We start from the raw sequence: 23486 nt of genomic DNA on the forward strand, positions 1-23486 counted from the left end.
GGCTCGCCGCCGGGGACGAGGCCACCCGGCGCGAGTCCCTTCCCTGGAGGGGGCGGGGCGGACGGGGGCACCCGCGTGTCAGTGGTGAACGGCGTCCGGGGTGTCCTCTTCGAGCAGGAAGCCGCCGGACTGGTGGTGCCACAGGCGGGCGTACGGCCCCTGGGCCTGGAGGAGCGTGTGGTGGTCGCCCTGCTCCACGACGCGGCCCTGGTCGAGCACCACCAGGTTGTCCATGCGGACGACGGTGCTCAGCCGGTGCGCGACCACCAGGGCGGTGCGGTCACGCATCAGACCCCAGAGGGCTTCCTGGACGAGGGTCTCGCTTTCGGAGTCGAGGGCGCTCGTGGCCTCGTCCAGCAGCAGGATCGGCGCGTCGCGCAGCATGGCGCGGGCGAGGGCGACGCGCTGCCGCTGGCCGCCGGAGAGCTTGACGCCGCGCTCCCCGACCAGCGTGTCGAAGCCGTCCGGCAGGGCCTCGGCGAACTCCGTGACGTGCGCCGCCCGCGCGACCCGGTGGATCTCGGCGTCGGTGGCGCCCGGCCGGGCGAAGGCGATGTTGTCGCGCAACGACCGGTGGAACAGGGCGGGCTCCTGGGGGACGTAGGCGATCAGGCCGCGCAGGTCGGCCTGGCGGAGCCGGGCGATGTCCTGGCCGCCGATCAGGATCCGGCCGCCGTCGATGTCCATGAGGCGGAGCAGCAGCCGGGTGAGGGTGCTCTTGCCGCCGCCCGACCGGCCGACCAGGCCCATCTTGGTGCCGGCGGGGATGTGCAGGTCCAGGCCGTGGAACAGGGGCGGATGGCCGGCGTGCGCGAACGTCACCCGCTCGAAGCGGATGCCCGCGTCGGCGGGGCGCAGCGGTTGCGGGTCGTCCGGGTCGACCACCCCGGGCGGCGTGAGGAGGAGCTCGGTGAACTGGGCGGACTCGGTGAGCACGCTCTCCAGGCGCCGGTAGATCTGGTTGAACTCGAACATGATGCCGATCGAGGTCGTGTAGTAGCTGAACGTCACCACGATCGCCTCCACGCCCAGCCCGCCGCGGAGGGCGACGGCGAGCAGCAGGCCGACGGTGCTGGTGAGGACCGTCAGCGGTGCGATGACGGTGTCCACGCGGAGGTTGCCGTAGTCCCAGGAGCGGATCGTCAGCCTGCGCTGCTCGGCGACCCGGGCCCGGTGCTGGGCGGCCTCGCGGTCCTCGGCGGCGAACGCGCGGACCGTCTCCATGTTGGCCAGCACGTCGGCGACGTGGCCGGACACCCGCACCTTGGCGGCCTCGCGCTGGTCCACCAGCTTCTGGCGACGGCGGATGAGCGGGGCGACGAGGAGGGCGGTGACGGCGATGAGGCCCACGAGCACGAGGACGAGCAACGGGTGGTACCGCCACAGCACCACCGAGGCGAACGTCAGCGGCACCACCTTGGCGATGATCGAGAACGTGAGCGTGTCCACGAAGCTCTCGAACCCGCCGGCGAAGCTCAGCACCCGCTTGGTCAGCGAGCCGGCGAAGTTGTCGTGGAAGAACGCGGCGTCCTTGGCCAGCAACCTGTCCATGCCCGTCACGCCGAGCCGCTCGATGCCCCGGGCGTCCGTACGGTTCAGGAAGTGCAGGCCCACCCGCCACAGGATCTCGCCCGTGAGCAGCAGCCCGCCGAAGGCGAGCACGTACGGCACGAGCACGGGGACGGTGGCGTCGCCGCCGTCGGCCAGGCGCCCCACGAGCGCGCCCACCGCGAGCGGCGCCAGGTAGAACAGGCAGGTGTTCCCCAGCGCGGGCAGGGCGAGCGCGGGCACGGCGACCCGCCACTGGTTCAGCAGCTCCCCGTTGTAGTAGCGCAGCGCGAGCAGGACGGCCGACCTCCGGGCGGACGGTCTGTCCTCGGGGGAGTCAGGTGATCCCGGCACGGTCGTCCCCCTTCTTGACATCCACGGTCATGGCCATGTTGACGCAGCGCGGGCGGGGGAGGCGAACGGTTTTCCCGGCGGCGGGGGCGGCTTGCCGGTGGCCGGGGGCGGCTTCCCGGCGGTGGGACGCGGCTTCCCGGGCGGCAGGACGTGGCCTCCCCAGGGCGGGGCGCCGCTTTCCCGGGAGGGGCACGCGGCGAGCCGGGCGGCGACCGGCGCGAATGCGGGAAAATTCCCTAGTAAACCTACAGGGATAGTTGACATTGCCCCTCTCCCGGCACACGCTGTGGTACGGCCCACCGGCGCATCACCCATCGAAAGGTGTCAGGGAATGACCCAGCTCCATGACCACGGGACGCCTGTCGTCGCCGACGACTCCTACCGGCACATCGACGTCACGCGGGTCGGCGGCGTGATCGGCGCGGTCGTCGGCGGCATCCGGGTGGGCGGTGACGTCGACACGGCGGCGGTCGCCGAACTGCGTGCCGCGCTGCTGCGCCACCGCGTGGTCTTCCTGCGCGACCAGCGGCACGCCACCGACGCCGACCAGCACGCGTTCGCCAGGCTGCTCGGCACCCCCACCAGGCCGCACCCGACGGTGGCCGGAGACGGTGAGGTCGTGCTCCCGATCGACTCCGAGCAGGGCAAGGCCAACAGCTGGCACACGGACGTGACCTTCGTCGACCGGATCCCGGCGTTCAGCGTGCTGCGCGCCGTCACGCTGCCGCCCTACGGCGGGACCACGGTGTGGGCCAACACGGTGGAGGCGTACCGGCGCCTGCACCCCGGCCTGCGGGCGCTGGTGGGCCGGCTGCGCGCGGTGCACTCGAACCTGTACGACTACGCCGCGCAGCGCCCGCAGATCGGCGGGATCGACGTGAGGGAGCGGGAGTATCGCGAGCAGTTCCGGAGCAGCGTGTTCGAGACCGAGCACCCCGTCGTCCGCGTCCACCCGGAGACCGGCGAGCCGTCCCTGCTGCTCGGCCACTTCGTCACGTCGTTCACGGGCCTGAGCAGCGCCGATTTCCACGATCTGTTCGCCCTGCTGCAGCGGCACGTCACCCGCCTGGAGAACACGGTGCGCTGGGACTGGCGCGCCGGCGACATCGCCATCTGGGACAACCGGGCCACCCAGCACTACGCCGTCGCGGACTACGACGACCTGCCCCGGCTTCTGCACCGCATCACGCTGGCCGGCGACGTCCCGATCGGCGTCAACGGCGACACCAGCGTGGTCCGCAAGGGCGACGCCGGCGCGTACTCGCCCATCGCCGTCTGAGCGGTGGCCTGTCCGCGGACGCCCCCCGAACTCCGGCCGGGGCGGTGACCTTACCGGGCCGCGGGGTGAGGGTGATGTCGTGCGGGACGTCGGAGTCCCCGTCCGGCCGGGGGCGCCTCGGGATCCCTCAGCCGGGGGCCTGGGTCCTGGCCTGGCGGTAGCGGGTGGGGGAGACGCCGAACTCGGTGACGAACGACTGCCGGAGGCTCTCGGTGGAGCCGAACCCGCAGCGGGCCGCGATGTCCGCCACGGAGAGCGACGACGAGACGAGGAGCTGCTCGGCCGCCCGTGTGCGCGCGTGCCTGACGAAACGACCGGGTGTCTTGCCCAGGTGCTCCAGGCTGAGCCGGGTCAGGTGGCGCTCGCTCACGTTCAGCAGGGCGGCCAGCGTCGCGGGGCTCAGGTCCCCGTCGAGGTTGCTGACGACGTGGTCGACCACCTGCCGGATCAGCGGGTGCTCCGGCGGCGGCGCGCTCACGAACATGCTGATCTGCGCCTGGTCGCCCGGCCGCTGCAGGTAGGCCACCAGGGAACGCGCCACGATACGCGCCAGGCGAGGGCCGTGGTCCTCCTCGATGAAGGCGAGCGTCAGATCCAGGGCACTGGTGACGCCGGCCGCGGTCGACACCCGTCCCTCGCGGATGTAGAGCGGGCACGGGTCGACGATGACGTTGGGGTGGTGGGCGGCGAGCGTTCCCGCGTACCTCCAGTGCGTGGTGGCGCGCCGCCCGTCCAGCAGCCCGGCGGCGGCCAGCAGGGTCGCGCCCGTGCACACCGAGGCCACCCGCCTGCTGACCGCGGCCAGCCGGCGTATGTGCGCCAGGAGCACTGGGTTGCCCGCGGCGGCCTCGTGACCGATCCCACCGGAGACGACCAGGGTGTCGAGCGGCCCGGTGATGCGTTCGAGGGCCGCCTGGCCTTCCAGCGTCAGGCCCGAGTCGCAGGGCAGCGAGCCGCCGCCCGAGGTGGCGAGGCGTATCCGGTAGGGGGGAGCCGCCCCCAGATGGTTGGCCATGTGGAGCGGCGTGGTCACCGAGGCGATGTCCAGCAGCTCTGACTGTGGATACCCGATCACGACGGTCAGGCGATCGTCCATAGGTGCCCATCCTGCCGAAGAACCGACACGAATCCCAAGTTTACCGACAGGGCCGCGGCTGACCATGGTCCGCGCGACCGGCCGGCCGCCGGATCGGAGAGGAGAAGCGAGAGGAAGGCCACGCGGCCACCGGGGCACCCGATACCGGCGTCACCGGCGTCGGGCCGGGAACGCATGGGATGTGATCGCGCCGGGTACCTTCCTACCCCTGTCCTTCGTCTCCGACGTGTTCGTCATCGGCGATACCATGCCGCGGCCGCCGGACACCGTCGGCGACCTGCTCCCGCTCGGCCCCCTCACGCGCTACGCACACTTCTCGACCCGGTAGGCCCGACCCGGTGGTCCGGCCTGACCATGAGCCGATCCGGTCGTCGTGGCCGGATGGACGACGGCCGCGGCCGTCACCACGTTGAAGGGAAAGACATGGACGTCATCGGAATGATCGACAAGGTTCGCGACGCCGCCACCGTCAAGCGCGTCTTCGGCGAGCCGATCACGCAGGGCGGGGTGACCGTCATCCCCGTGGCCCGCGTCGGCGCGGGCGGGGGTGGCGGTGGCGGCAAGCAGGAGGGCGGAGAGAAACCGGGCGAGGGCTCCGGTGGGGGGTTCGGCGTGAGCGCGACCGCGGTGGGGGTCTTCGTCGTCAAGGACGGCCAGGTCAGCTGGCAACCCGCGATCGACTACGACAAGCTCATCGTGGGCGGGCAGGTCGTGGTCATCGTCGCGCTGCTCACGCTGCGCGCGTTCGCGCGCCGGCGTGCCCGCCGTTCGTGAACGGGGCCCACCCGTCCGGCCGATGAGGTGCCCCGTCCGGATCCGTGTCGCCGTCCCGCCGGGCCGATGAGGTGCCCCGTCCGGGATCCGTCCCGCCGTCCCGCCGTCCCGAAGGCGGGGGCGGGGGCGGTGAGGACGCGCCGGCCGTCGAGGTCGATCGCGACGGCGAGCCCGCGCATATGGGTGATGATCGTCGATCAGCGCAACCGGGCGCTCGCCACCGGCCTGAGCGCACGGTTCGGCCGTCCTCCCCGTGGCTGACCGGCACGGGGAGGTCCGATGTCGCTGTGGCCGCGTGCGGGTGCGCGGCGGAGGCGTTCGGCGCTTTCCCGAACCTGCCGGCAAGGGGCGGCGGCAGGATGATCACATGACAGTGAAGGACGACAGGCGATGGAACCACAACATCCATTACCACCCCCGCATCCTCCGCGTGATCCCCGACGGCGCCCGGCGTGCCCTTGACGTCGGCTGCGGCGAGGGCATGCTCGCCCGCGAACTGCGGCGGGCCGTACCGCACGTCACCGGCATCGACCTCGACGCGCCCAGCATCGACCAGGCCCGCGAGCGCCCGGACGACGTCGACTACGTCCTCGGCGACTTCCTCACCCACCCCTTCGAGCCCGCCTCGTTCGACGTCGTCGCGTCCGTGGCCACCCTGCACCACGTGGACGCCGCCACCGGACTGGCCCGCATGCGCGACCTGCTGCGCCCCGGCGGCGTCCTGGCCGTCGTCGGTCTCGCCCGCAGCGTCATGCCCGGCGACCTGCCGCGCGACCTGGCCGGTGTCGTGGTCGGCACCCTCCACCGTGCCGTGAAGGGCCACTGGGAGCATCCGTCCCCCACGGTGTGGCCGCCGCCGGTGACCTACCCGCAGATGCGGGCGCTGGCCGCCGAGATCCTGCCCGGCTCCAGATACCGCCGCCACCTGTTGTTGCGCTACAGCATCATCTGGCGCAGGCCGCGCGACTGAGCGGGGCCGGCCCGCCAGGTCGACGACCGCCGGATGGACGGCGCGGCACGCGGCCCCTCCGGACGCGCCCGGCCGGCCCCGGGCGTGACGGTCAGCTGAGGGGCGAGGCGCTCACCGGTCGAGGTAGGCCCTGGTGGAGGCGCGGACGGCGGTGACGCACGCGGCCACGGCCGGATGGGTGGCCGCGCCCCGCCGGTAGGTGACGCGGGTTCGCCGGCGGGTGGCGAGCGGGACGAGGCGCACCCCGGCCGGTGGCCGTGCCGCGGCGAGCCGCGGCACGAGCGAGACGCCCTGGCCGGCCGCCACCAGCGCGAGCACCGCGGCGAAGTCGTCGGCGTGGTGCCGTACCAGCGGGCTGAAGCCGGCCGTGCGGCAGACCCGCAGCGTGACGGCGTGACAGGCGGTGCCGGGGCTGCCCACGATCCAGGCGGCGTGCCGGGCGTCGCCGACCGGGTCGGCGCCGGGGGCCGCGCCGGTGGCGGGCACGGCGAGGAACACCGTCTCGTCCAGCAACGGCACCGCGTCGAGCGCGGGGTCGGGCTCGACCGGCATGACGTCGTAGTCGTTCACCAGGGCCACGTCCAGCCGCCGCTCGCGCAGCGCCTCGGGCATGGCGACCGGGTCGAGCTCGGTCACCATCAGTTCGAGGCCGGGATGATCGAGACCCAGCGCGACCAGCGCGCCCGGCAGGAGGGTGCGCACGGCGGTGGGGAAGGCGCCGATGCGCAGCGGGCCGACCGGCTCCTCGCGGGCCGTGGCCAGCGCGGCGCCGGCGTCCTCGAGGGCGGCCAGCACGGTCTCGGCGTGCCGCACGAGGACGACACCGGCAGGGGTGAGGACGACCCGGCGCCCGGTCCGTTCCAGCAGCGGCACGCCCGCCTCGCGTTCCAGCACGGCCAGCTGCTGGGAGACGGCCGAGGGTGTGTACGTGTGCGACCTGGCCACGGCGGCGATCGTGCCCAGCCGCGCCAGGTCGCGCAGCAGGCGCAGCCGCCGGACGTCGAGCATAAGTTCAGCTTACGGGTCCGCGTACAAACCTGAACTGGACCTTGCCGATCGGGGCGGAGCACCCTGGACCCATGACGCTCACCGGCCTGTACGTGCCCTTGATCACCCCGTTCGACGACGCCGGAGCCGTGGCTCTCGACGCGCTGGAAGCTCTCGCGCACCGAATCCTGGACGCCGGGGCGACCGGCCTGGTCGCGCTGGGCACCACCGCGGAGCCCGCCGCGCTCAGCGGCCCGGAGCGGCGGGCGGTGGTGGACGTCGCCGCCCGGGTCTGCGGGGAACGCGCCGCGAGACTCCTGGTGGGCGCCACCACCCCGCCGGAGCTGGAGGCGCTGCGGGACCGGCCCGAGGTGACGGCGGCGCTGAGCCTGGTACCGCCCTTCACACGGCCGGGCGAGGCCGGGGTGCTGGCCCACTTCCGCCGTCTCGCCACAGGCCCCGTACCGCTCGTGGTCTACCACGTCCCGTACCGGACCGGGCAGTCCCTGTCGGCGGACGCGGTGCGACGGCTGGCCGCGCTGCCCGGTGTGGTGGGCGTCAAGTACGCGGTCGGCGGGATCGACGACGACACCGTCGCGCTCATGGCCGACCTCCCGGACGGCTTCGCGGTGCTGGGGGGCGACGACGTGTTCGTCTCGCCGCTGCTCGCGCTCGGCGCGCACGGCGCGATCCTGGCCTCGGCGCACGTGGCCACCGCGCGGTTCGCGGAGCTGGTCGAGGCGTGGCGCGCCGGCGACGCGGTCCGGGCACGATCCCTCGGGCACCGCCTCGCGGCCCTGTCGGGAGCGCTGTTCGCCGAGCCCAACCCCACCGTGGTCAAGGCGGTCCTGCACGCCCTCGGCGTCATTCCCACCGCCGAGGTCCGGCTGCCGCTCCTGCCGGCCCGCCCGGACACCACGCGGGCCGCGCTGCGCCACGCCGACGCCCTGCTCCACGCCCCGGCCTGACCGGCGACCGGTTCGCCGTCCCCCGGGCCGCGGCGGCAGAAGCGGCCGTCGGGAGCCGGGAAAGCCGGAGACGAGTGTGGGTCCCCGGTCGTGAAGCTTCCGGGGACCCACGGGTGTGACCGACTTTCAGCCAGGCCGACCGGCCGAGCCGACTTCGGCCGCGCCGACTTGGGCTGAACTGACTCCGGCTGAGGCCGACTCCGGTCGAGCCGGCTTCGGCCGAGCGTCGCTACTTGGTGAGCGGGGCCAGCTTGGGGTCGTTGGCGTACGCCTCGACGACGTTCTCCTTGGTCACGATCAGCGGCTCCAGCAGGTACGACGGGACGACCTTCACCCCGTTGTCGTACGACTTGGTGTCGTTGACCTGGGGCGCCTTGCCGGCCTGCAGGTCCTTGGCCATCTGGATGGTCTGCTTGACCAGCTCGCGGGTGTCCTTGTTGATCGTCGAGTACTGCTCACCGGCCACGATCGACTTGACCGACTCCACCTCGGAGTCCTGTCCGGTCACCACGGGCAGGTCCTTGCCGGCACCCTTGACCGAGGTGATGATGGCGCGGGCCAGCGTGTCGTTGGGGGAGAGCACCCCGTCGAGGGTCTTGCTGCTGTAGGTGGAGGTCAGCAGCGAGTCCATGCGACGCTGGGCGTTCTCGGCCTTCCATCCGTCGGTGGCGGTCTGCTTGACGTCGGTCTGGCCGGAGCCGACCACCACGCTGCCGTCGTCGATCTTCGGCTTCAGCACGTCCATCGCGCCGTCGAAGAAGACCGCCGAGTTGTTGTCGTCCGACGAGCCGGAGAACAGCTCGATGGTGTACGGGCCGTCGGCCTTCTTCGCCTTCATGCCGTCCAGCAGGGCCTGGCCCTGGAGCTGGCCGACCTTGAAGTTGTCGTACGCGATGTAGTAGTCGACCGCGTCGGTGTTCTTGATGAGCCGGTCGTAGGCGATGACGGTCGCGCCGGCCGCCTTGGCGGCCTCCACCTGGGTGCTCAGCTGCGCGGCGTCGGTCGCGCCGATGACGATCACCTTGGCGCCCTTGGTGACCATCGCCGAGATCTGCGCCTGCTGGTCGGCGACGGTGGTGGAGGAGCCGGCGTACTGCACGTCGGACTTGAAGCCGGCCTCCTTCAGGCCGTCGGTGAACAGGCCACCGGCCAGGACCCAGTTCTCCGAGGTCTTCGACGGCAGCGCGACGCCGATCAGCGAGTCGGCGGGGAAGCCCTTCGCGGCCCCGGTGGCGCCGGCGGAGGCGCCCGTGTCGCCCGCGGGGGTCTGCGAACGCTCGGAGGCGCAGGCGGTGAGCGACAGAAGCGCGATGGCCCCGGCCGCCACGCCCTTGAGGAGGATATTGCGCATTTTCAGAGGTGCCCTTCTTCAAAGTGGGACGGGGCGGAGGTCTCCCGCCCCGCCGGTGGTGGCCGGTTAACCGGCCACCGGACTCTTGCCGCGTTCCTGGTCCGGTTCCGTGCCGGACGCGGGGCCGCTCGGTGTCTCCCGGCGGAACGGGCGCGTCAGCGATCCGATGACCGAGAAGCGCCCCTGCTTCTTGTTGTAGACGTCGAGCGCGACGGCGAGCAGCAGGACCAGGCCCTTGATGATCTGCACCCGGTCGGAGCCCACGCCCATCAGCTGCAGGCCGTTGTTGAGCACGGCCATGACGAGGCCGCCGACGATGGACCCGCTGATCGTGCCCAGGCCGCCGGAGACCGCCGCGCCGCCGATGAAGACGGCGGCGATGGCGTCCAGCTCCCAGCCGATGCCGTCCTGCGGCCCGGAGGCGGCCGACCGGGCGACGAAGATCATGCCGGCGAGGGCCGCCAGGACCGACATGTTCATCATCACCAGGAAGTTGACCCGCCTGAGCTTGACGCCGGACAGCTCGGCGGCCCTGGCGTTGCCGCCGACCGCGTAGATGTGCCGGCCGCCGGCCGTGTTGCGGGTGACGAACGAGTAGATCACGACCAGGACGCCGAGGATGATCCCGGAGATCGGGAAGCTGGTGCCGATCCGCCCGCCGGCGAACTGCAGGGTCGCGAACACCACCACGACGACCGGGACGGCGACCCGGATCGCCGAGATCCACATCGGGGCGACGTCGGCCTCCATCTCCCGCCGGGTCTTGCGGGCCTTCCACTCCCGGACCACCACCGCGACGCAGACCACCAGGCCGAGCAGGAGCGTGAGGTTGTTGTACCCGGTGTCCGGGCCGACCTCCGGCAGGAAGCCGGCGCCGATGACCCTGAACCCCTCGGGCACCGGGATGGTGTCGGCGTTGCCGATGTACTGGTTGCCGCCCCGGAACAACATCATGCTGGCCAGGGTGACGATGAAGGCCGGGACCCCGACGTACGCCACCCAGAAGCCCTGCCAGGTGCCGATGAGGACGCCGACCGCCAGGCCGATCAGGATGGCGAGGAACCACGGCACCGAGTAGTCCTGCATCACCTTCGCGACCACGATGCCGACGAACGCGGCGATCGAGCCGACGGAGAGGTCGATGTGCCCGGCGACGATGACCATCAGCATCCCGATGGCCAGGATCAGGATGTAGGAGTACTGGCTCACCAGCGAGATGAGGTTGCCGGAGTTCAGGGTCAGGCCGTCGGTCAGGACCTGGAACAGCAGGACGATCGCCACCAGTGTGAAGATCATCCCGAACTGCCGGGCGTTGGAGGTCGTCCCTCCGAACAGGGACTTCTGGAGTTCTTTCACACGGCTCATGGTCGGCGTGCCTTCTTCGCTGAGGTCATCTGCTTCATCAGGAGTTCCGGGTTGGCGTCTCGCCGGTCGATGTCGCCGGTGATGGCCCCCTCGAACACCGTGTAGATCCGGTCACACAGGCCGATCAGCTCGGGCAGCTCCGAGGAGATGACGATGACGCCCTTGCCCTGGTCGGCGAGCCGCTGGATGATGCCGTAGATCTCGTACTTGGCGCCCACGTCGATGCCCCGGGTCGGCTCGTCGAGGATGAGCAGGTCGGGGTCGGTGAACATCCACTTCGCCAGCACCACCTTCTGCTGGTTGCCGCCGGAGAGCTTGGTGACCCCCTCGTCGACGGTGGGGGCCTTGACCCGCAGGCTCGTCCGGTAGCCCTCGGCCGCCCGATGCTCCCGTACCGGGTCGACCACGCCGCGGGTGGAGACCTTGGACAGCTTCGCGGACACCATCGAGGTCTTGATGTCGTCGAGCAGGTTCAGGCCGATCGACTTGCGGTCCTCGCTGACGTACGCCAGGCCGTGCGCGATGGCGTCGGACACCGACCTCAGCACGATCTCCCGGCCGTCCTTGAAGATCTTCCCGGAGACGTAGGTGCCGTACGACCGGCCGAAGACGCTCATCGCCAGCTCGGTGCGCCCGGCGCCCATCAGGCCGGCGAAGCCGACGATCTCGCCGCGGCGCACGGTGAAGCTGGAGTTCTTGACCACCAGGCGTTCGGCGGAGATCGGGTGCCGGACCGTCCAGTCGCGCACCTCGAAGAAGACCTCCCCGATCTCGGGAGTGTGGTCGGGGAAGCGGCTGTGCAGCTCCCGGCCGACCATGCCCCGGACGATCCGGTCCTCGTCGACGCCGTCCGCCTTGATGTCGAGGGTCTCGATCGTCCGGCCGTCCCGCAGGATGGTGATGGTGTCGGCGACCTGCTCGATCTCGTTGAGCTTGTGGGAGATGATGATCGAGGTGATGCCCCGCCGCTTGAAGTCGCGCAGGAGATCCAGCAGGTGCTGGGAGTCGGCCTCGTTCAGGGCGGCGGTGGGCTCGTCGAGGATGAGGAGCTTCACGTCCTTGGCGAACGCCTTCGCGATCTCCACGAGCTGCTGCTTGCCCACGCCGATGTCCTTGATCAGCGTGTCCGGGTCCTCCTCCAGGCCGACCTGGGCCATCAGCTCCAGTGCCCGGCGGTTGGCGACCTTCCAGTTGATCACGCCGCCGCGGCGCGGTTCGTTGCCGAGGAAGATGTTCTCGGTGATGGACATGCCGGGCACCAGGGCGAGCTCCTGGTGGATGATCACGATGCCGGAGTTCTCGCTGGCCCGGATGTCGGAGAACCGGCTCTCGGTGCCCTGGTAGAGGATCTCGCCGGAGTAGGTGCCGTACGGGTGGACCCCGCTGAGCACCTTCATCAGGGTGGACTTGCCGGCGCCGTTCTCCCCGGCGATCGCGTGGATCTCGCCGGCCCGCACCACCAGGTTGACGTCGGAGAGCGCCTTGACCCCGGGGAACTCCTTGGTGATCGAACGCATCTCCAGCAGGACGGGCGCGTCGCTCATGAGCGGCCCGCCCGGTCCAGGGACCGTGCCGGATACGGCCTCGGGACGGTGGTGTCGCCGCGGCTGCCGCCGTCGTCGCCGTCTCTGGGCCGGCAGCGGGAGCCACGCGCGTCCGGCTGCAGGGGACCGCGCCAGGTCACCAGCGACATGGTTGCCTCCGGGAGGTTCGTCATCAGTTCGTTCGCCTCGTTGTGGCCTGAACCACGTGTGGAAGGAAAGGACTTTCCACAAAATCTAAATTAATTCATTCTTCGCGCGATTCGCCTGTGGGGTTGACGGGTGCCGCCGCCTCGGTCGTACGTGTGCCGCCTCGTCGTGCGCGGTCACGCGCCGCGCCCGGCCGCCGTCGAAGGGCGGGCCCGGCCGTCTCGTCGTGCTGGCCTGTGACGACGCCCGGTCGTCGTGGCACTCGCGGGTGGGCGTGTCCGCGCCCGGGTGTGGTTTCCGGCCGGACGTGAGGCCGAGGGAGGACGGGAGTCAGTGATCATAACGATTCCGGTTCCCTCCGATCGGCCCTGACATCGTTGTCAACAGGCAGCGGGTAGAGACTCCACCCGCGTTACGGGCGTGTCAATTGGACCCCTCCCAATGTGGCCATTTTGTAACGTATCGTGACGCCCGGTGAGATTTACGACACAAGATCCTTTGGCCAGTCCCGGTCCCGATCCCCGTTCTTGTTCCGGGGGCGGGGCACGCGTGCCGGGTCCCGGCGACGGTTGTGCCGGCCCGGCCGCTCCTCGCGGTCGCCCGGCTCGGCGCGATCAAGGCAGGTTCGGCAGGGCTCAGTGCCGTTCGATTTGGCTCGTCGTGACCAGGTGCGGTCCAAGCCGGTTCGGCGTGGCCCGGTGCGGTGAGGTGCGGCTTGGCTTGATGTGGCCCAGCCCGGTTCGGCGGGGTTCAGGCGGTTCGGTGGGGCTCGGGCGGCTCAGCGCGGCGGGATGCCCCGATCGACCAGCTTGGTGGGAAGCACCACGGTGCGCGGCCACGACCGGTCGCCCTCGATCCGCCGGAACAGCAGCTCGGCGGCGGTCCTGGCCAGCTCGCGGGTGTCGTAGGCGATCACCGTGAGCGGGTACGGCACCAGGCTGGCCATGTCGAAGTCGTCGAACCCGAGCAGCGCGGCGTCGCTGCCGCGCCGGTGCAGCTCCTCGACCGCCCCGAGGGTGATCCGGTTGTTCAGGCTGAAGAAGGCGGTCGGCGGATCGGGCCGGTCGAGCAGCTCGGAGACGACCCGGGCGGCCGCCGCCGGATCGCGGACGCCCTCGCGGACCAGCCGGGTGTCGTAGGGCGCCCCGGCCGGGGCGAGCGCGTCCTGCGCGCCGTCGAGCCGCTCGCGCATCGTGTAGACGCCGATCGAGTCGAGCAGGATGCCGATCCTGCGGTGGCCCGCCTCGACGAGCCTGCGCACCCCGGCCCGCGCGCCCCCGCGGTTGTCGAGCAGCACCGTGTCGGCGAGCAGCCCGCCGGCCGGCCGGTCGAGGAAGACCACGGGGGTGCCGAGCTCGACCTCGGCGCGCATGAACGAGTGGTCGTCGCCGGCCGGCACCACGAGCAGCCCGTCGACGCGGCGGGCGCACATGTCCCGCAGCAGTTGCCGCTCGCGCGCCGGGTCCTCCTCGGAGCTGGCGATGATGAGCATCGTGCCGTGCTGCCGGGCGACCTCGGCGGCGGTGCCCGCGATCGTCGCGTAGAACGGGTTGGCGATCTCCTCGATCAGCAGCCCGATCGTGGCGGTCGCCTGTCCCGAGCGAAGCGAGCTGGCCAGGTGGTTGCGGCGGAAGCCCAGCTCGGCCACGGCGGCGAGCACCCGCTCGACCAGCTCGGGCTGGACGTGCGGCGCGTTGTTCACGACCCGCGAGACGGTCTTCAGGCTCACGCCGGCCCGGGTCGCCACGTCCACCATGGTGGGCCGCCTCGTACGGCCGCCGTCGCTGGTCATGCCAGGAACCATACCGACACGCCATCTCACATGGTGACAACGTTGTCCGAAGCGCCCCCCTGGTCAGCGCCGAGAGGACCGCCGCCGAGCGCCGGACGGGCGGCGACCGCGCACGTCGGCCGCGACGTCGCCTGGTTCGCGCGACCCCGCCGGGCGGCCCGGGGAAACGGTCTGTTTCCGGAAGGTTACGCGGTCGGTACTTGACAACGTTGTCCTATGAGGGGAGACATCGGGCCGCGATCCGCCCCCGGGTACGCCCCTCCGCGCGCCCGCCACCCCTCACGGTCACCCCTCACAGCCACCGCTCACGGCCACTCCTCACGGAGCCTTCCGCGTGGTCTGAGACCCATGTCCCGGCACCGGTGGCGACGTCGGCGCCGGTGGGCGACGCCGACCGCGAGCCGGTCGAGGTCGCCGTCCCGTAGCGGGCCGCGCCGTCGCGCCCCCGTTTCCCGCCGCGAGGGACCGGCGACGTACTCGCTCATCACCTGGAGGTCCGGCCGGTCGAGCTCGGTCGCCGGACCGCCGGACCGCCGTGTCACCGTGTCGCCGGGCCGCCGCGGTCGCGTCCGGTGGTTGGACGGCGAGGCCGGATGGCGAAGTGCGGGATGGCGAAGTGTGGGATTTCGGCCGTATTTTCAGATGATCGCTATAATTCAGTCATGAAGGCCGCGGTACGTACCAGATATGGACCACCGGAAGTGGTTCGTCTCGCGGAGGCCGAGAAACCGGCGCCCAAGGACGGCGAGCTTCTCGTCAAGGTCCACGCGACGACGGTCAATCGCACGGACTGCGCGTTGAGGGCGGCGAAGCCCTTCATCTGGAGACTTTTCACCGGGCTTGTCAGGCCGAAGGTGAGAATTCTCGGAAACGAGTTCGCGGGAGAGGTCGAGGCGGTGGGTGGCGGCGTCACCTCCTTCAAGGTCGGCGACCGGGTGTTCGGATACAACGAGGGCGCGTTCGGGGCCCACGCCCAGTACATGTCGATCCCCCAGGACGGCGCGATCGCGACCATCCCGGAGGGCCTGACCTACGAGGAGGCCGCTCCCAGCACCGAGGGTTCGCACTACGCCCTCACGATCATCAGGGCGGCGAGGGTCCGGAGCGGGCAGGACGTCCTCGTCTACGGCGCGACCGGGGCCATCGGCTCGGCGGCGGTCCAGCTTTTGAAAGGGCTCGGCGCCGGCGTGACCGCGGTCTGCGACACGAGGAACGTCGATCTGGTCAGGGGGCTGGGGGCCGACCGGGTCATCGACTACACGGCCGAGGACTTCACGAAGGACGGGCGGGAGTACGACATCGTCATCGACGCGGTCGGCAAGAGCTCGTTCGGCCGGTGCAGGCGGGTGCTGAGACCGCGCGGGGTCTATCTCGCGTCGGACCTGGGCACCCTGTCGCAGAATCTGATCCTCGCCCTCGTCACCCCGCTGTTCCGCGGCAGGAAGGTCGTGTTTCCCATCCCGAAGCAGGGCGACCCGGAGGTGGCCCGGCATTTCAAGGGACTCATCGAGTCCGGGGAATTCACGCCGGTCATCGACAGGCGATATCCGCTGGATGAGATCGTCGAGGCGTACCGGTACGTCGAAACAGGTCAGAAAATAGGAAATGTCGTGATTACTGTCGAGCATTAGGGCCGTCGCGCTGACTTCGGCCGGAAATCCGCGCGGGCGGGCGTCAGGAACAACGGGCCGCGAAGAACGGATTCGTCGCGGTCCCGCGGTCGCTTTCCGGGTCCGGCGACGGTGCCGCGCGCGGGCAGGATGTCCTGCCGGGTCTCGACCTTCGCCCAGGGGAATTCCCGTCGCCGCGGCTCGAAGCGGGGAGACGAGCGCAGCGGGGAGGCGAGATGCGGGACGGCGCACATGCGCCGAGATGATCTCGGAGGCTCTCCCGTGAGCCCGCGGCGGGGTTCGATGCCGAAGCCCCGCGAAGGCGTGCCCCGTGTTTGAATGAGGCCATGGATCTTGATCGCGCGCAGGCGTTCGCCGACGAGTGGGTGACCGGCTGGAACTCCCGGGACGTCGATCGCATCATGAGGCACTACGCCGACGACGTGGTGTTCCGCTCTCCGCTCGCGGCCCGGCTGCTCGAGGGTTCCGACGGGACGGTGCGCGGCAAGGAGGCGCTGCGGGCGTACTGGACCGAGGGCCTGCGGCTCAACCCCGATCTGCGTTTCCAGGTCCTCGGGGTCTACGCCGGTATCGACTCCGTCGTCATCAACTACCGGAACCAGAAGGGGCAGGCGTCCAGCGAAGTGCTGATCTTCGATGGTGACCTCGTCGTCTCCGGATGGGGCACACACGGCCCGGAACCGAGCTGACCCCTCGTCCGGCGGTAACCCTCCCGCCCGGCTCGCCGAGGTGATCCCGGAAAGATCGGCATGGACGATCGGCGCCTGACGCCGTTTTTCGAACCTGACCGCCGACACGAGGCCGGGGCCGCGCGCCGCCGTACGGGCGGATGGTTTGCCCTACCTCTCGCCGGGCAGGCGGCCGGAGATCGGAAATGTCGTTTCCGCTCACCGCCGGCGGCGAGGGAGGTGCGATCCCGATGAGCGTGCACACGCTGTCAGTCGCGTTCAGCTGGGCCCTTTTGGCGATCGGGTGCGTGCTGGCCGCGCACGGTGTTCACGTGCTGGTGACGGGACGAGCTCCGCGCGTGGTCTCCGGACCGGGCCGGATCCTGCAGGTGAGGCCGTACGCGTGGTCGATGCTGTTCTTCGCGCTCTTCGCCGTTTCCACGGCGTCGCCTCGGCTGCTGGGCTTGACGGACGAGCTCTCGCTCACCGTCTTCACCCTGCTCGCGCTCGCCTTCGCGGTGGTGGCGCTCACGCTGATGGCGAGGGCGAAGAAGGTGCTGGTCCCCGTCACCTCGCGCGACCGGGAGAAGTGACGACCCCTCGCCGTGCCCTCTCCGGGCCTTCTCTGTGCCTCGCCGTTCCCCTTGCCGAGCTTCTCGACGGGACGTACGCGCGACGACCGGTGAGAACCGGCGGCCACACCCCGTGGCACCTGGCGTCGCGGGGGTGTGGCAACCGTGGCGGTGAGAGCCCGTGAGGCATCGCCGGGCGCGGCCGTACGGCGAGAGCGCGCCGACGATCACCGGCCTCACCCGGGCGGCCACCGGTCCTGAGGGGGCGACGGCCGACCGTGAACCCGATGGGCGAGGGTCAGGAGGCCGGAACCTCGGCGACGAGCTTGGAACTCCAGGGGCAGAACAAGCAGCCGGGCAGGAAGGCGCCGCACGCCTCGTCGAGGTGATCCTCGACATAGGAGAGCGTCGCGTCGCAGACCTCGATGGCCATCTCGAAGAAGTCGATCGTGTTCGGGTCGAAGTGGAAGCTGTAGGCGGGGTTGTACGGGGCCGGCCTCTTGATGATCCGGCCCATCACGTGCGTCCTCGAGGTCTCCTCGCCGCTGAGGATCCGCCGGGCGTGCTCGATCTTCGCGGGGTCGGTGAGCTTGATGACGAACGGCTCGCGGGAGCCGGCGGTCGTCATCGTGAAGTAGACCGGCTCGGTCGCGTCGGCCGGTGAGGACGCGCCGGTCTCGACGGAGCCCGCCTGGACGGAAGGGGGCGTCGCGCAGGCGCGCGCTGTGGGCGCGGCCTGGGCGGGGGCGGCCACCATGGTGGCGAGCATCGCCACGGCAGCCAGACAGCCGATCCTGGTGAAGAAGCGTCGCACGGGTTCCTCCTGGGCCCTGCGGGCCGTGACCGCCACGGCCCCAACGCTCTTCTAGGCCACCGCTCCCGCCGATCACCCGGTCCCACACCGAGCTTGATCGATAAATCTCCGCCCCTTACCGGTTACCGGAAGTCTCCTCGCCGCCGCTCACGTGCTCCCGGGATCCTGGGCTCCCGGTCGCGGTGAGCCCCAGGGGCCGGGGGTCACCGCGAGGCCGCCCGGACGCGCCGGTGACACCCGACGGGCCGCGCCGCTGGGCGGCCCCGACGGGTGTCACCAGGCTGTTCTGGCGGGAGTCACGTGAGCGGTGCGGTGGGAATCGTGTGAGCGGTGCCGGTGGGAGTCGCGCTGCCGGAACGGCTCCCCCGGCGGGCCTCTCACGCGATGGCGGACGGCCCGCCGAACACGATGCGGGCCCAGGGCGGTGTGCCCGCTCTCAGGGCCGCGGACAGTGGCCCGCCGTCACGGTGGGTCCGAACGAGGCCGTTACGGGCACGACCCCGTCGAGGCCGACACGAACAGTTTCTTGGCCGGCCTGGAATTCAGGTTGACGGTCTCCGAGGGGCAGAAGGTGACGACGGAACCGTCGCTGAACTGGACGTACCCCGACCAGCTTCCCGCGCTCACCGAGACGGCCGGCTTGGGGGGAGTGAAACTCACGGTCCCTGGGGTGTCCCTGGAGTAGGCGGTGTTCTCGAACTTGAGGACCACGGGGGGCGTCAGGGCCGTCTCGGCGTCCGCCGACGCCGCGGCCGGAGTGAAGAGCAGCCCGGCGGCCATGCCCAGTGACGCGAGCCCGCCGGAGAGTTTCGCCGTTCGATTCATCAGGTCATACCTTTCGCTTCGCTGTCTGCGGTTGATCGGGATTCACGGACGCTTTGTGAGGCACCACGGCCGTCCCCGTCCTGGCCGGTCGGAGAACCCGCCGGCGGCCGGGGTGATGTTCGTGATTCCGCGCTTCGCCGTTCTCATCGAATGTTTCCCCTCGTGGTCGGCTCGCCGGAAGGCGATTCGCGGCACCGGGCCGGGGCCGCGACGAGATCGGCGGAAGCGCCGCTCTCCCGGGCGGATTCCACTGCTTTTCCGTCTTTTCTCGTCGAGGTCGGCCTGTGAATCGTCAGGATGGTTCGTGAATCGACGTACCAGGTATTGCCCCCCTTTGCCGCGCGATTCATTCGCGCGTGAGGGTGCTGGGAAGAATGTTCGCACGAACCGGTCGCACGCGATTGTCGGTAAGCGTCAGGCGCTTGCCCGTCAGCGCCGGGATTCGGGAAGCGCGGGCGCCGCGGCGCCCGGCCGGGCGGATACGGGCCGGTCGTCCGGACGTTCGCGCGGGTGCGGGATGTTCTCCCCCATATCCGCTACGTTCCGTGGCGGTGACGGCGTTTCTCGTCACTCCAAGCGATCGCTGCTGGTAGTGGTGGCACATGCTGACAAGACAATGGCGCCACACGGTCGCCGCTCTCACAGCCCTACCCGCCCTCCTCGTCACCCTCGCCGGGCCGGCGGCCGCCGCGGTCAAGCTGCCCGAGCCGTCAGTCCCGCCGATCGCCCGCGCCGAACTGAACCTGCTGACCGTCGCGAAGCCACGGTCGATGGACGGCTACAGCCGGGACCGCTTCCCGTACTGGAGCCTGCGCACCCCGACCTGTGACGCCCGCGAGACCGTGCTGGCGCGCGACGGCCAGAACGTGCAGCGCGACGCCGCCTGCCGGGCGGTGTCGGGCTCCTGGTACTCGCCGTACGACGGGCGCACCCTCAGCTCGGCCGACGACGTCGACATCAGCCACATCGTGCCGCCCGCCAACGCCTGGCGCTCCGGCGCCGACGCCTGGACCGACGCCGAACGCGAGAATTTCGCCAACGACCTGGAACGGCCACAGCTGCTCGCCGTCTCCGCCGCGTCGAACAGGAGCAGGGACGACCGGGGGCCCGAGGCGTGGAAGCCGCCGCTCGCCGCCTCCCGCTGCATGTACGCCCGCGCCTGGGCGGACGTGAAGTACCACTACCGCCTCACCGTCACCGCCGAGGAGAAGGCCGCCCTCGCCGAGATGCTCGACACCTGCCGTCCCCGGCCGTCCAATGAGGGCGACAAGTGAGCGAGGTGACCGGCCGCGAACACTACGACAACCAGGTGCTCGCCGGGCCGGGCGGGGTGATGACCGACGAGGTGGGGGTCATCACCGGCGATCTCGCCGTACGCACCGAGGTCCGCGACGACCAGGCACACGTCGCGGTGCGGTATCTCGACGCGGAGGAGTGGTACACCCTGACCGGCAGTCCCGCCCCGCTGGCCGGTCACACCGGCGAGGAGGTGCACGAGGCGGTGCTGGCCGCCATCCAGGCGGGCCTGCCCGGCGGGCTCGCCTGATCGGGCCGATCCGCCTGATCCGGCCGGTCTCCGCTGATTCCCGGTCCCGGCCACGCGCCGGGCCGGGGTCCCGCGGCCCGGGGTCCCGCGGCCCGGGGTCCCGCGGCCCGGGGCCGGCCTCGCCGTAGGACCCGTTTAGGACCCGTGGCGGTCGGCGGCCGTGTGTCTAGGCCGGTGGTGCGAGCCGTGTCACCTGGTCGCGGGTGTTCTCGTCGAGGTTCGCCTGGAGCAGCCCGTTGTCGACACCGGGTTCGCAGGCCGTCAGGATCCGGACGGCCGCGGGCGGCCCGTCCGGGTATCCGAACAGGAGCCGGAGGGTGCGGCCCCGTACGCCCTCGGTCCCGCGGCACGTGTTCTCGCTCGGCAGGGTGTCCAGGGAGTTGAGTGCCGCCGCCAGCGCCCCGGCCGTCTCCCCTCCGTGCTCCAGGCGCGGAGCCGGCCCGTCGTAGGAGGCCTGCCCGCAGACCAGGACCGAGACGGGCTCGCCGGGCACCATCCGCTCGTGCTGGCCCCGGCGGCCGGGGAACCCGAGGCAGGGGTCTTCGGGGCGTACGGGATTCCATGTCCCGGTCCGGTAGGCGGCGGTGATGTCCGGGCCGATGTACGAGCGGCTGCCGACGGTGCCGTTCGTCGTCGTCACGCAGGAGCCGGCCTCCTCGGCGCTGCCCACCCACAGGGCCTTCCCCCGGGGATAGGCGAACCGGATGAGATAGTTCGTCATCGCCCCGCCCTTCCGCGTGCACGGGCCGCCGGGTTCGGACGCGGTCACCGGGAGGTAGCCCAGGTCGCGGGCCATGGCCCCGGCACCGCCGGTCAGGAGCCGGGACCCGGCGAGCCGCTCGCCTCCCGGGCGCGTGCTGTCGCCGGGGTAGGCGCAGATCATCGCCGTGACCGGCTCTCCGGGGACGAGCGACTCCTCGACCCCGTCGAGGTCGGCGGCGGCGGGCACCCAGCCGCCGGGCCGGTCGCCGCCCCAGCGCTCCGGGCACGACACCGGCACGGGCGAGGGCACGCGCACCGCCTGTGAGATCAGGGCGACCGCCGCGCACGCCGCCGTCACGGCCAGGGCGACGCGGACACCGTGGAGAAGCCTCACGACACTGAAACGTCAATCCCCTGGGAACGGTTCGGACGGTGCTGGAAAGGGGCCGTGCGTTCCGGCGGCACGGGTGCCTTTCGCGAAATTTCCGCACACGCGTGAGATGCCGGGCAACGTGCCGTCTTCCCGTGGGAAGTGGACGGGAACACCGGGAGATTCCTCACGTCCTGCCTCCTGGTTTTTCACCGGTCACTTCTTGGGGGCGAATCCGTGCCTGACCTCGCCCTTGGTGCAGCGCGGGCAGGGGCGGTACTGGCGTGGGAAGAAGGTGGCTTTCAGCGTGCCGGATCCTCGGCACTTGCGGCATTTCGATAGGTAGTTGCGGATCCAATCGGAGATGACCCATATGACGAACGCGGCGAGGATGAGCAACGCGGGTTCCACGGTGAACTCCACCTGGTGAGGGTTTCATGAGGCCTTCCCTCATAACACCTCGTGTTCACGTCAACGCGTTGCGTTTCGGTGGGCGGTATATCGCCTGCTCATATCGGTTGCGGCGACCCGCGGAATTGTGATTACCCCTCTGATGGTGTTTTGGGGGAGGCGTGGGGAGTGCCTGCCGATCGATCCCGGAGCCACCGGAGTCACCGAAGGTGCCGTAATCACCGAAGGTGCCGGAACCACCGGAACCACCGGAACCACCGAAGGCGCGGGAGGCGCCCGTCCATCCCCGCACCCGTTCCCGGCTCCCCCCGTTGGAGCCGGGACCGGGGCGCTCAGCCGGTCGCGAGGTGCTCGGCTTCGTGGTGCAGTACCTCGACCAGGATCAGCTCCAGATGGAGGTCCGGGTCCGCGAGGTCGTCGGACGGTGTCATCGAATACCTCCAGCCTCGCTGGTGGGGACGCCCCGCCTGCCTCGGGGGTGTATCCGCCATACCAGGCCGGTATGAACACGAGGGCCCCGCGCCGCGTCCCGCGCGGTCCGGCCCTCCGGCCCCGGCGCCTCGGGGACGGCCGGGGAGGAGGTCAGCCGATCCCGGGCTCGGCCCAGAAGACCGTTCCGGAGCCGCGCACCTCGACGGGCCCGTGGGAGGCGGGGACGAACGCGGACTCGCCGGGACGCAGGGTGTGCCCGCCGGTCTCGATCTCGCCCTCGGTGCACAGCAGGATGCGCGGCACCCCGCCCTCCAGGGTGAGGCCGGAACCGGGGACGGCCGTACCGAGGCGGAACTCGGGGACCGGGGTCCGGTAGAGGTTGCCGACCGGCTCGACCCGCAGAGCCGGTACCGAGGGGTCGGTGACCCGCAGCAGCTCCTCCACGTCCATCGGCTTGCCGGTCAGCCCGGCGCGCAGCACGTTGTCGGAGCCGCCCATGATCTCCACACCGAACCCGCTCAGGTAGCAGTGCAGGACCCCGGCGCCCAGGAAGAGCGCCTCGCCGGGCCGCAGCTCGTGGCGCCGCAGGAACAGCGGGGCCAGGCAGGCGGGGTCCTCCGGGTGGATCCCCGCCAGGCGTACGACCAGCTCGTTGTCGGGGCCACCGGCGGCCGAGGCGGCCCGCGTGATGGCGGCCACGAGGTCCGCCCTGTCGTCCTTCGGCCACTCCACCAGCGCGCGGAGCGCGGCGGAGGCGTCCCCGGCGGCCAGCGGCGCGACGACGGGCTCCAGCTCCGCGACGCCCAGCCCGCCGATGAGGGCCGCCGCCTCCCGGGGAGGACGGAATCCGGCCAGCGCGGTGAACGGGGTCAGCGCGCAGATCAGCTCGGGCTTGGGGAACGGGTCGACGTAGGTGCCCCGGGCGAACCCCTCCCGCGCCTGCTCCTGCGATGGGTGGACCTGGAGCGAGAGCGGCAGGTCCACGGCGATCAGCTTCAGCAGGTACGGCAGCCGCGAGCCGAACCGCTCGACGGTCTCCTTCCCCAGCTCGCCCACCGGGTCGGCGGCCACCGTCTCCGCGAGGGAGTGCCACGTCCCCTGGCGCAGCACCGACGAGGAGCCGGACGGATGGGTGCCGAACCACATCTCCGCCTCGGGCAGCTCCGCGGGGGAGGGGCGCCCGGCCAGCGTGGCGAGGGCCGTGCGCGAACCCCAGTCGTAGTTCTTCACGGGGTTGCGCAGGAGGTCCGTCATGACGCCTCCACCGATGCGCGCGAGGCGGTGCCGGGCCCGGCCTTGCCTGCCGCCGCGCGGGCGGCGGGGATGAAGGAGTCGTTCAT

21 protein-coding genes are annotated in these 23486 nt (G+C 71.2%); 9 read left to right on the forward strand and 12 right to left on the reverse strand.

The annotated features are described in order from the left end of the window. Positions 1 to 78: 78 nt before the first annotated feature. Positions 79 to 1902, reverse strand: coding sequence for an ABC transporter ATP-binding protein (locus ACFFRH_RS03755; protein WP_386154098.1), 1824 nt, complete (start codon positions 1900 to 1902; stop codon positions 79 to 81). A gap of 331 nt (positions 1903 to 2233) precedes the next feature. On the opposite strand from ACFFRH_RS03755, the gene ACFFRH_RS03760 reads away from it, so the two are divergent. Then, entirely contained in the window at positions 2234 to 3181 is a 948-nt protein-coding gene (locus ACFFRH_RS03760; RefSeq protein WP_386154101.1) for a TauD/TfdA dioxygenase family protein, read from the forward strand. Between the two features lie 127 nt (positions 3182 to 3308). On the opposite strand, the gene ACFFRH_RS03765 is transcribed toward ACFFRH_RS03760, so the two are convergent. Further along, entirely contained in the window at positions 3309 to 4277 is a 969-nt protein-coding gene (locus ACFFRH_RS03765) for a GlxA family transcriptional regulator (protein ID WP_386154104.1), read from the reverse strand. 423 nt (positions 4278 to 4700) lie between these two features. On the opposite strand from ACFFRH_RS03765, the gene ACFFRH_RS03770 reads away from it, so the two are divergent. Next, complete coding sequence (locus tag ACFFRH_RS03770; protein ID WP_386154107.1) at positions 4701 to 5051, forward strand: spore germination protein GerW family protein; 351 nt, start codon at positions 4701 to 4703, stop codon at positions 5049 to 5051. A gap of 367 nt (positions 5052 to 5418) precedes the next feature. After that, positions 5419 to 6021, forward strand: coding sequence for a class I SAM-dependent methyltransferase (locus tag ACFFRH_RS03775; protein WP_386154110.1), 603 nt, complete (start codon positions 5419 to 5421; stop codon positions 6019 to 6021). 111 nt (positions 6022 to 6132) lie between these two features. Here the strand turns inward: ACFFRH_RS03775 and ACFFRH_RS03780 are convergent, their stop codons facing one another. Then, the gene (locus tag ACFFRH_RS03780; RefSeq protein WP_386154112.1) at positions 6133 to 7029 is read right to left on the reverse strand and encodes a LysR family transcriptional regulator; all 897 of its coding nucleotides are present in this window, start codon (positions 7027 to 7029) and stop codon (positions 6133 to 6135) included. Positions 7030 to 7100: 71 nt separating this feature from the next. Here ACFFRH_RS03780 and ACFFRH_RS03785 point away from each other — a divergent pair, with 71 nt between their 5' ends. Continuing rightward, positions 7101 to 7976 (forward strand): dihydrodipicolinate synthase family protein, encoded by an 876-nt coding sequence (locus ACFFRH_RS03785; protein WP_386154115.1) that lies wholly within the window; start codon positions 7101 to 7103, stop codon positions 7974 to 7976. 229 nt (positions 7977 to 8205) lie between these two features. Here the strand turns inward: ACFFRH_RS03785 and ACFFRH_RS03790 are convergent, their stop codons facing one another. The 4 genes from ACFFRH_RS03790 to ACFFRH_RS03805 all read right to left on the reverse strand — a co-directional run bounded on the left by ACFFRH_RS03790 (position 8206) and on the right by ACFFRH_RS03805 (position 14175). Further along, entirely contained in the window at positions 8206 to 9327 is a 1122-nt protein-coding gene (locus tag ACFFRH_RS03790) for a substrate-binding domain-containing protein (protein WP_386154117.1), read from the reverse strand. Between the two features lie 66 nt (positions 9328 to 9393). Next, on the reverse strand, positions 9394 to 10692 hold the full coding sequence (mmsB, locus tag ACFFRH_RS03795; protein WP_386154120.1) for a multiple monosaccharide ABC transporter permease: 1299 nt from the start codon (positions 10690 to 10692) through the stop codon (positions 9394 to 9396). Further along, entirely contained in the window at positions 10689 to 12236 is a 1548-nt protein-coding gene (gene mmsA, locus ACFFRH_RS03800) for a multiple monosaccharide ABC transporter ATP-binding protein (RefSeq protein WP_386154123.1), read from the reverse strand. Before mmsA ends, mmsB begins: the two co-directional genes overlap by 4 nt. 925 nt (positions 12237 to 13161) lie before the next feature. Beyond that, positions 13162 to 14175, reverse strand: a complete 1014-nt coding sequence (locus tag ACFFRH_RS03805) for a LacI family DNA-binding transcriptional regulator (RefSeq protein ID WP_386154126.1) — start codon at positions 14173 to 14175, stop codon at positions 13162 to 13164. Between the two features lie 593 nt (positions 14176 to 14768). Between ACFFRH_RS03805 and ACFFRH_RS03810 the strand changes: the two genes are divergently transcribed. The 3 genes from ACFFRH_RS03810 to ACFFRH_RS03820 all read left to right on the forward strand — a co-directional run bounded on the left by ACFFRH_RS03810 (position 14769) and on the right by ACFFRH_RS03820 (position 17067). Continuing rightward, on the forward strand, positions 14769 to 15806 hold the full coding sequence (locus ACFFRH_RS03810) for an NAD(P)-dependent alcohol dehydrogenase (RefSeq protein ID WP_386154129.1): 1038 nt from the start codon (positions 14769 to 14771) through the stop codon (positions 15804 to 15806). Between the two features lie 326 nt (positions 15807 to 16132). Then, positions 16133 to 16495: a nuclear transport factor 2 family protein gene (locus ACFFRH_RS03815; RefSeq protein WP_386154132.1), complete on the forward strand. Its 363-nt coding sequence runs from the start codon at positions 16133 to 16135 to the stop codon at positions 16493 to 16495. Between the two features lie 230 nt (positions 16496 to 16725). Next, positions 16726 to 17067, forward strand: a complete 342-nt coding sequence (locus tag ACFFRH_RS03820) for a hypothetical protein (RefSeq protein WP_386154135.1) — start codon at positions 16726 to 16728, stop codon at positions 17065 to 17067. Positions 17068 to 17344: 277 nt separating this feature from the next. Here ACFFRH_RS03820 and ACFFRH_RS03825 read toward each other — a convergent pair whose 3' ends face one another. Both ACFFRH_RS03825 and ACFFRH_RS03830 read right to left on the reverse strand, forming a co-directional pair. After that, entirely contained in the window at positions 17345 to 17860 is a 516-nt protein-coding gene (locus ACFFRH_RS03825; RefSeq protein ID WP_386154138.1) for a BP74-related protein, read from the reverse strand. A 486-nt stretch (positions 17861 to 18346) separates the two neighbouring features. Next, on the reverse strand, positions 18347 to 18685 hold the full coding sequence (locus ACFFRH_RS03830; RefSeq protein ID WP_386154140.1) for a hypothetical protein: 339 nt from the start codon (positions 18683 to 18685) through the stop codon (positions 18347 to 18349). Positions 18686 to 19287: 602 nt separating this feature from the next. Here ACFFRH_RS03830 and ACFFRH_RS03835 point away from each other — a divergent pair. Continuing rightward, positions 19288 to 19959 carry a GmrSD restriction endonuclease domain-containing protein gene (locus tag ACFFRH_RS03835; protein ID WP_386154144.1) on the forward strand — a complete coding sequence of 224 codons (672 nt, stop codon included), beginning with the start codon at positions 19288 to 19290 and terminating at the stop codon, positions 19957 to 19959. Continuing rightward, positions 19956 to 20231: a type 2 periplasmic-binding domain-containing protein gene (locus ACFFRH_RS03840; RefSeq protein ID WP_386154147.1), complete on the forward strand. Its 276-nt coding sequence runs from the start codon at positions 19956 to 19958 to the stop codon at positions 20229 to 20231. Before ACFFRH_RS03835 ends, ACFFRH_RS03840 begins: the two co-directional genes overlap by 4 nt. 166 nt (positions 20232 to 20397) lie before the next feature. Here the strand turns inward: ACFFRH_RS03840 and ACFFRH_RS03845 are convergent, their stop codons facing one another. From ACFFRH_RS03845 to manA, 3 genes are all read right to left on the reverse strand, one after another. Then, positions 20398 to 21327, reverse strand: a complete 930-nt coding sequence (locus ACFFRH_RS03845) for a hypothetical protein (RefSeq protein WP_386154150.1) — start codon at positions 21325 to 21327, stop codon at positions 20398 to 20400. Positions 21328 to 21519: 192 nt separating this feature from the next. Then, complete coding sequence (locus ACFFRH_RS03850; protein ID WP_386154153.1) at positions 21520 to 21726, reverse strand: hypothetical protein; 207 nt, start codon at positions 21724 to 21726, stop codon at positions 21520 to 21522. Positions 21727 to 22296: 570 nt separating this feature from the next. After that, positions 22297 to 23400 carry a mannose-6-phosphate isomerase, class I gene (manA, locus tag ACFFRH_RS03855; protein WP_386154156.1) on the reverse strand — a complete coding sequence of 368 codons (1104 nt, stop codon included), beginning with the start codon at positions 23398 to 23400 and terminating at the stop codon, positions 22297 to 22299. Between the last annotated feature and the right edge of the window lie 86 nt (positions 23401 to 23486).

Origin of the sequence: Streptosporangium vulgare, assembly GCF_042428775.1 — a bacterium.
Taxonomy (GTDB): Bacteria; Actinomycetota; Actinomycetes; order Streptosporangiales; family Streptosporangiaceae; genus Streptosporangium; species Streptosporangium vulgare.

Bases quoted from the DNA above. Each gene is read 5' to 3' on its own strand.
- ACFFRH_RS03760 (WP_386154101.1), top strand. From the start codon at position 2,234: ATGACCCAGCTCCATGACCACGGGACGCCTGTCGTCGCCGACGACTCC.
- ACFFRH_RS03765 (WP_386154104.1), bottom strand. From the start codon at position 4,277: ATGGACGATCGCCTGACCGTCGTGATCGGGTATCCACAGTCAGAGCTG.
- ACFFRH_RS03770 (WP_386154107.1), top strand. From the start codon at position 4,701: ATGGACGTCATCGGAATGATCGACAAGGTTCGCGACGCCGCCACCGTC.
- ACFFRH_RS03775 (WP_386154110.1), top strand. From the start codon at position 5,419: ATGACAGTGAAGGACGACAGGCGATGGAACCACAACATCCATTACCAC.
- ACFFRH_RS03780 (WP_386154112.1), bottom strand. From the start codon at position 7,029: ATGCTCGACGTCCGGCGGCTGCGCCTGCTGCGCGACCTGGCGCGGCTG.
- ACFFRH_RS03785 (WP_386154115.1), top strand. From the start codon at position 7,101: ATGACGCTCACCGGCCTGTACGTGCCCTTGATCACCCCGTTCGACGAC.
- ACFFRH_RS03790 (WP_386154117.1), bottom strand. From the start codon at position 9,327: ATGCGCAATATCCTCCTCAAGGGCGTGGCGGCCGGGGCCATCGCGCTT.
- mmsB (WP_386154120.1), bottom strand. From the start codon at position 10,692: ATGAGCCGTGTGAAAGAACTCCAGAAGTCCCTGTTCGGAGGGACGACC.
- mmsA (WP_386154123.1), bottom strand. From the start codon at position 12,236: ATGAGCGACGCGCCCGTCCTGCTGGAGATGCGTTCGATCACCAAGGAG.
- ACFFRH_RS03805 (WP_386154126.1), bottom strand. From the start codon at position 14,175: ATGACCAGCGACGGCGGCCGTACGAGGCGGCCCACCATGGTGGACGTG.
- ACFFRH_RS03810 (WP_386154129.1), top strand. From the start codon at position 14,769: ATGGCGAAGTGCGGGATGGCGAAGTGTGGGATTTCGGCCGTATTTTCA.
- ACFFRH_RS03815 (WP_386154132.1), top strand. From the start codon at position 16,133: ATGGATCTTGATCGCGCGCAGGCGTTCGCCGACGAGTGGGTGACCGGC.
- ACFFRH_RS03820 (WP_386154135.1), top strand. From the start codon at position 16,726: ATGAGCGTGCACACGCTGTCAGTCGCGTTCAGCTGGGCCCTTTTGGCG.
- ACFFRH_RS03830 (WP_386154140.1), bottom strand. From the start codon at position 18,685: ATGAATCGAACGGCGAAACTCTCCGGCGGGCTCGCGTCACTGGGCATG.
- ACFFRH_RS03835 (WP_386154144.1), top strand. From the start codon at position 19,288: ATGCTGACAAGACAATGGCGCCACACGGTCGCCGCTCTCACAGCCCTA.
- manA (WP_386154156.1), bottom strand. From the start codon at position 23,400: ATGACGGACCTCCTGCGCAACCCCGTGAAGAACTACGACTGGGGTTCG.